Raw genomic sequence first — 6682 nt, forward strand, 5'->3', positions numbered from 1 at the left:
TCGACCACCTGGCTCTTGCCCGATGTGTAGCCGCCCGACGCGCCGCCCAATGCCTTGCCGAGCGTGCCGGTGATGATATCCACCCTGCCCTCGACGCCGCAATGCTCGACCGAGCCGCGCCCGTTCCTGCCGACGAAGCCGACGGCATGGCTGTCGTCGACCATCACCATGGCATTGTACTTGTCGGCGAGATCGCAGACGCCCTTCAGATTGGCGATGATGCCGTCCATGGAAAAAACGCCGTCGGTGGCGATCAGCTTGAAGCGGCTGCCTTCGGACTTCTTCAATTCCTCCTCGAGCGCCGCCATGTCGTTGTTGGCATAGCGAAAGCGTTTTGCTTTGGAGAGCCTGACGCCGTCGATGATCGAGGCGTGGTTGAGCGCGTCGGAAATGACCGCATCCTCCTCGGAAAGCAGCGTCTCGAACAGGCCGCCATTAGCATCGAAGCAGGAGCCATAGAGGATCGTGTCCTCCATGCCGAGAAAGCCTGAAATCGTCGCCTCGAGCTGCTTGTGCTCTTCCTGCGTGCCGCAGATGAAACGCACCGAGGCCATGCCGTAGCCGTATCGGTCGAGCGCGGCCTTCGCCGCTTCGCGCAGCTCTTCGCTGTCGGCGAGGCCGAGATAGTTGTTGGCGCAGAAATTGAGCAGCTTGCGGCCGCCAACCTCGATTTCGGACGACTGGGGCGAGGTGATGACTCGCTCGCGCTTGTACAGGCCCTCCGTCTCGATCTGCGAAAGCAGCTCGCCAACGTGGTCTTTGAGAGTCGGTGCCATCGTGCTTCCATTTCCATTTGTGATCTTCGCGGTCTTGCTCATGCGACTTCTCCCCGGAGCACGCGCAACATGCGCTCGAAGTGGCTTGGATCGTGTGCTTTGAGGAGCGCAGCTTCCCGGGGCTGGTACAGATCCCAGAGACGCGATAACCAAAAACGAAATGCTCCAGCGCGCTGCATCGCAGGAAGCAATAGGCGTTCGGGTCCAGTGAGCGCCCGAACTGACTCATACGCGCCGAGAAAGGCGGCAACTTGCTTAGTGTCTTGGCGGCCGGTGCCACTATCGACGCACCAATCATTGAGGCACACGGCTATATCGAAAAGAAAGGTGTCGCATCCGGCGAAGTAGAAATCGAAGACGCCGGTCAGGTGACCACCTTCAAACAACACGTTGTCGCGAAAGAGATCAGCGTGCACCGGCCCGCTTGGGAGTTCCTCGTAGGTGGAGGACACGGCAATTTGGTTCTGAAAGGCCAGTTCGCTTGTGAGCAGCGAGCGCTGTCCCTCAGATACGCAGCGGCCGACCACCGGCACCACCTCGTTCCACCATTCGAGGCCGCGCGGATTGGCCTGTCGCCGTGGGTAGTCGCTCCCGGTCACGTGCATTCGCGCCAGGATCTCCCCGACAGCGCGACAATGCGACTCTGTCGACGCCGTCACGCTCTCGCCAGGAAGCCTGTTGACGATCACGGCAGGCCGGCCTTTCAGTGTGTGAAGGATTTCGCCTCTGACGTTGGCAACCGGATCCGGGACCGGCATTCGCCGCGCCGCAAGGTGCTTCATCAGGTGAAGGTAGAAGGGCAATTGCTCGAATGTGAGCCGCTCGAACAGGGTCAGCACATATTCGCCTGCCTCGGTGTCGACAAAGTAGTTCGTGTTCTCAATTCCACTCGCGCTGCCGCGAACGGAGTTCGGCTGTCCCAGGCCCAAAGCCTGAAAGAAGGTTGCGACTTCGTCAGGTGACAATTCGGTATATACGGCCATGGCGAAAAAGGTCCCGGTCGCGGAAGCAGCCTTTCAGCAGACCGCAGCCTGCAGGGTTTCAGCGATGTAGGTCTTCACGGTCTGTGCATCGGCGGAAAGCAGTTTGAACCGTCTCGGCAAACCCTCTATGCCGTCGAACCGTTGCGGAGGAACTGGCTCTCGGCCCAGGGCCTCTCTGATGGTCTCCGCAAATTTGACCGGCAGGGCCGTCTCGAGCACGATCATCGGCACATCCGAAACCGAATGCTCGCGCGCGACCTTCACGCCGTCTGCAGTGTGTGGATCGATCACCGCGTTGAAGCGGTGCCACGCGTCACGGATCGTCTGCAACCGGTCGGCGTGGGTGCTCTTCCCGCTGCCGAAACCAAAATGGTCCGCCGCCGTCCCGAAGGCCGGATCCCCGCTGAGATCGAACGACCCGCTTTCGCGCAGTTGATCGTCGAACAGCGATCTCGTCCGGCTGGCGTCGCGACCGAGCAAGTCGAACACGAAACGCTCGAGATTGGAGGCCTTGGAAATGTCCATGGATGGGCTCGAGGTTTCATAGGTATCTGCCCGGCCCCGCACGCGATACACCCCAGTGCGGAAAAACTCATCGAGCACGTCGTTCTCGTTGGTCGCAATGACGAGACGGGAAATGGGAAGTCCCATCATACGCGCAACATGACCGGCGCAGACGTTGCCGAAATTGCCCGAGGGAACGGCAAAGTCGACCTCTGACGAATTCTCTTCAGTCACCTGAAAATAGGCAGAGAAGTAATACACCACCTGAGCGACCAGCCGGGCCCAGTTGATCGAATTGACGGCGCCGATCCGGTGGCGCCTCTTGAAGTCAGCATCGCCGGACACGGCTTTCACGATGTCCTGGCAATCGTCGAATACCCCTTCGATGGCAATGTTGTGAATGTTGTCGTCCTGCAGGCTGAACATCTGGGCTTGCTGGAAGGCGCTCATGCGTCCGTGGGGCGACATCATGAAGACGCGGATGCCCTTCTTGTCGCGCATGGCATATTCCGCTGCGCTGCCCGTGTCGCCACTGGTTGCCCCGAGGATATTCAGCTCCTCACCCCGCCGCGCCAGTTCATACTCGAGCAGATTGCCGAGCAACTGCATCGCAATGTCCTTGAACGCCAGGGTGGGACCGTTCGACAGTTCCGCCACATGGAGACCGCTCTCAAGCGTTCGCACGGGCACGATCCTGGCGGTCCCAAAAACCTCGGGCCTGTAGGTCTTTGCGCAGATGGCCTTCAGGTCAGCGGGCGGAATATCGTCGATGTAGAGCGACAGGATTTCAAAGGCGAGCACCGGGTAGGACAAGCCCCGCCACCGATCCAGCGTGGCATCATCCAGCCGAGGGTAGACCTCAGGCACATAGAGGCCGCCATCCGGGGCGAGACCTTCAAGCAGAATCTCGCAAAACTTCCTGCGTTCGGGATGGCCGCGCGTGGAGATGTAGTGCATGTGATGCTGTTCCTTGTTGCCGCTATCGTTCGGCAAGGGTCGAGTGACCGCCAACCGTTCGGCCTTCAGCGGCTGGCGCGCCACCAGGCGATACGGTCCTGCAGGGCGTAGCCCTTGATAACGGCCGGGATGAACCACGGATTGCCGCGATAGAACGGGACGGCCGCGGGCGGCCGAAAGTCGAACGCGGTGCGCGCCTGCTCGCCGTGCCCCATCAGCTTGTGAGCCGCACGTGTGCCGACCCATGGCGCCCAGACCACGCCCGAACCGCAGAATCCGGTGGCATAGACCACGCCGTCCTTCTCGAAGATCCTGGGCAGCATGTCACGGTGCATCGCCACATTGCCGAACCAGCTATGCGAAAGACGAACGTTCTCCAGTTCTGGGAAAATTTCGCCCAGCCCGTTGCGCAAACGCAGCGTCGGGGCTGCCGGATCGCCTGCACGCGAGCTGTCGCGCCCGCCGAGCAGAATGCGTCTGCCGTCCGGCGAAGGGCGGTAATAGAAGCCAAGCTCGCGGCCCTCACCCATCATCATCCGCTTCGGCATCAGGCGCGCCATCACCTCAGGCGCGAGTTCCTCGGTGGCAATGATCCGGCTGCGAACCGGCACCAGGCGGCGGCGCAGGAAGGGACTGGCGCCATCCGTGTAGCCATTTGTGCAGACCAGCACCTGGCGCGCCTGCACCGTTCCGGCCGAAGTGGCGACGCGGAACCCCGAGCCATCCCTTTCAATCGAGGTCACGGGAGTGTTCGAATGCACCGCCAGTCCCGAAGCGAGCGCCACCCGCAGGAGCTCCGCGTGGAACTTGGCCGGGTGCAGCCCGCCGATGTCCATCCTGACCATGCCGCCGCGATAGAAGTCGGTGCCGACGTAGTCGCGCTGCTTTGCGAATGGAACAGCGTAGGATTCGATCCCCAGTTTCCTTGCCAACGCCTCGGCGCCGCGGGCCATCTTCTCGTACTGTTCATATCCGATGGCGCCCTTGAACAGGCCAACCGGTTGAAAGTCGCAGTCGAGCTTTTCCGACTTGATGAAGTCGTAAAGGAATTCGCGCGCGACCTTGCCCTCGGCCTCGATCGCCATGGCTTTTTGTTCGCCGAAGCGCCGGGTGATCGTGGCGTAGTCCAGCCGGATGCTCCCGCTGGTAATTCCGCCATTGCGCGACGAGGCCCCCTCGCCCGGATTCATCGCATCAAAAGCTGCAACCGAGCGCCCCTCGCGCGCCAGCGCAAGCCCGGCCGAAAGCCCGGCATAGCCGGCGCCGACGATCGCCACATCGACTGTCCTCGCCAGGGGCTGCGGCGGCAGCGGCATGACGGGCGCCGCTTCCCACCAGTAGGGGGTGCTCTTGTCGGCGACTTTCGGCTCGTGCATGAGAGTCACTTCTCGCTGGGTTTTCGGGTGAGGCGCGGGCCGCTTTTGTCGACGAGATCAGACACGGTCGTCCCGCACGTCGAGCGCATCGCGCAACCCGTCGCCGATGAAATTAAAGCTTGTCACGGCGATGGTGATGGCGGCCCCGGGGATGATCGCCAGCCAGGGCGCACTGTCCAGATACTGCTGGGCGCCCTCGAGCATGTTGCCCCAGCTCGGCAGCGGCGGCTGAATGCCATAGCCCAGGAAGCTGATGTAGGCTTCCAGGAGAATAGCGTGCGCAACTGTCAGCGTCGCGGCCACGATGATCGGGCCCATGGCGTTGGGCAGGATCTCGCGGAACATGATATGCGCACCGCTAAGCCCCAGCATGCGCCCAGCCAGCACAAACTCGCGCTCGCGCAAAGACCGCACCTCGGCCTCGACAATTCGGGCTACCTCCATCCAGCTGGTGACGGCGACGATGACGGTGACCATAGCCGGGCTCGGCTTCAGTGCCGCGGCCAAGGCAAGCAGCAGGAAGATGGAGGGGAATGAGAGGAAGCCGTCGACCGTGCGCATCAGCGCTGCGCCGATCCAGCCGCCGCGGTAGCCCGCGATCACGCCGACGAGCGTTCCGATCATCGTCGACAGCAGCATGGCAAAGAAAGCCACCAGCAGTGAGGTCCTCCCCGCCATGAACAGTCGCGCCGCCACGTCTCGCCCCAAAGGATCGGTCCCAAGATAGTGGTCGCCGGTCAGCGGCGGTGCAAAGCGGGCGCGCAAATCGATGTATAGGGAATCATAGGGCAGGAGATGAGGGCCGAAGACGCATGCCAGCGTGAGAAGGGTGATCATCGCGACTCCCAGCAACGCCAGATGATGGCTGGTGAAACGGCGCACGGTGCGGCTGCGCCACCAGCGGCTTGGTCCTGCATTTGCGGCGAGAGCGGTCATTTCGGGTGCCTCCTGTAGGGTGTGAGGTTACGCGCTCAACCCAGACGAATACGCGGGTCGACGATCGCCACGGCAATATCTGCGATCAGGTTGCCCAAGATGACGAGAATGGCCGAGAACATCAGCAGTCCCATCACGACCGGGTAGTCGCTGTAGCCGAGGCTGTCCAGGAACAGTCGACCCATCCCCGGCCAGGTAAACACTGTCTCCGTCACCAGCGCGCCGGTCAGGATGCTGGGAAGCTGGACCCCAGCCAGTGTGATCATCGGCAAAAGCGCATTGCCGACGACGTGCTTCATTATGACTCGGCGCTCGCTCAGGCCCTTGGCGCGGGCGGTCTTGACAAAATCCTGGCTGATGGCGTCGAGCGTCGCCGATCGCATGTAGCGGCTCCAGATCGCGACATGCACCAGCGACAGCACGATGCTTGGCATGATCAGGTGATGCAGGTAGTTCAGGACCGAACCGTCGCCGATCGTGTACATGTTGCCTGCAGGCAGCCAGCCCAGCTGCAGGGAGAAGATGTAGATGCCGACGAGCCCGAACCAGAAGGTCGGGATCGACAGCGCGACCATGGCTCCGACCGTCGCCATATAGTCGAACAGCGAATAGCGGTGCGTGGCGCCACGAATGCCGATCCAGGTGCCGATGGCGATCGCAATCGCGGTGGACGTCCCCATCAGCAGCAGCGTCGCAGGGACGTGCCGGCCAATCACTGCCAGCACAGGCGTGCCGTCGCGGAAGGAGTGTCCCCAGTCGCCCTGGAGAAGCCGCCAGGCCCAGTCGAAATATTGCACCACAAGTGGGCGGTTAAGCCCCAATTGCTCTTTCAGGCGCTCGAGATCGTCCTGCGTCATGCCGGGATCGAGCCCGAATTGCGCCAGCGGCCCCCCCGGCAGCAGGTTCAGGACGAAGAACCCGATGACCGAGACGATCAGGAGCAGGATGAGGCTCTGCGAGAGCCGGTTGAGCAGGAAGCCGCGCATTTCAACTCTCCTCTTTCAAGACAGCACCGGTGACTGGCCGGGGGGCCCCGGCCGGGGGGGGGGGGGGGGGGTTGTGGGGGGCGAAAAAGAACGCCCGGCGCGACGCCGGGGCCGCCGGGGGGGGTGGTTTTTGTTAGAAAAACAAGCCCCAACAGGGTGGGGGG

The 6682-nt window shown here is 62.3% G+C and carries 6 protein-coding genes; all 6 read right to left on the reverse strand.

The window, feature by feature from the left end; genetic code table 11:
• The coding region (locus AC0L3H_RS07820; RefSeq protein WP_473585063.1) for an aminotransferase class I/II-fold pyridoxal phosphate-dependent enzyme at positions 1-776 on the reverse strand (776 nt) is incomplete at its 3' end.
• 38 nt (positions 777-814) lie between these two features.
• Positions 815-1759: a homoserine kinase gene (locus AC0L3H_RS07825; protein WP_473585064.1), complete on the reverse strand. Its 945-nt coding sequence runs from the start codon at positions 1757-1759 to the stop codon at positions 815-817.
• Positions 1760-1792: 33 nt separating this feature from the next.
• Positions 1793-3304: a threonine synthase gene (thrC, locus tag AC0L3H_RS07830; protein ID WP_473585065.1), complete on the reverse strand. Its 1512-nt coding sequence runs from the start codon at positions 3302-3304 to the stop codon at positions 1793-1795.
• On the reverse strand, positions 3286-4596 hold the full coding sequence (locus AC0L3H_RS07835; protein WP_473585066.1) for an NAD(P)/FAD-dependent oxidoreductase: 1311 nt from the start codon (positions 4594-4596) through the stop codon (positions 3286-3288). Before AC0L3H_RS07835 ends, thrC begins: the two co-directional genes overlap by 19 nt.
• 57 nt (positions 4597-4653) lie before the next feature.
• Positions 4654-5532 carry an ABC transporter permease gene (locus AC0L3H_RS07840; protein WP_473585067.1) on the reverse strand — a complete coding sequence of 293 codons (879 nt, stop codon included), beginning with the start codon at positions 5530-5532 and terminating at the stop codon, positions 4654-4656.
• 35 nt (positions 5533-5567) lie between these two features.
• The gene (locus AC0L3H_RS07845; protein WP_473585068.1) at positions 5568-6518 is read right to left on the reverse strand and encodes an ABC transporter permease; all 951 of its coding nucleotides are present in this window, start codon (positions 6516-6518) and stop codon (positions 5568-5570) included.
• Positions 6519-6682: the final 164 nt, after the last annotated feature.

It is taken from the genome of Mesorhizobium sp. WSM4816, from assembly GCF_055811535.1.

Excerpts from the sequence above, each read along its gene's own strand:
- AC0L3H_RS07835 (WP_473585066.1), bottom strand. The coding sequence starts at position 4,596 with ATGCACGAGCCGAAAGTCGCCGACAAGAGCACCCCCTACTGGTGGGAA.
- AC0L3H_RS07840 (WP_473585067.1), bottom strand. The coding sequence starts at position 5,532 with ATGACCGCTCTCGCCGCAAATGCAGGACCAAGCCGCTGGTGGCGCAGC.
- AC0L3H_RS07845 (WP_473585068.1), bottom strand. The coding sequence starts at position 6,518 with ATGCGCGGCTTCCTGCTCAACCGGCTCTCGCAGAGCCTCATCCTGCTC.
- AC0L3H_RS07825 (WP_473585064.1), bottom strand. The coding sequence starts at position 1,759 with ATGGCCGTATATACCGAATTGTCACCTGACGAAGTCGCAACCTTCTTT.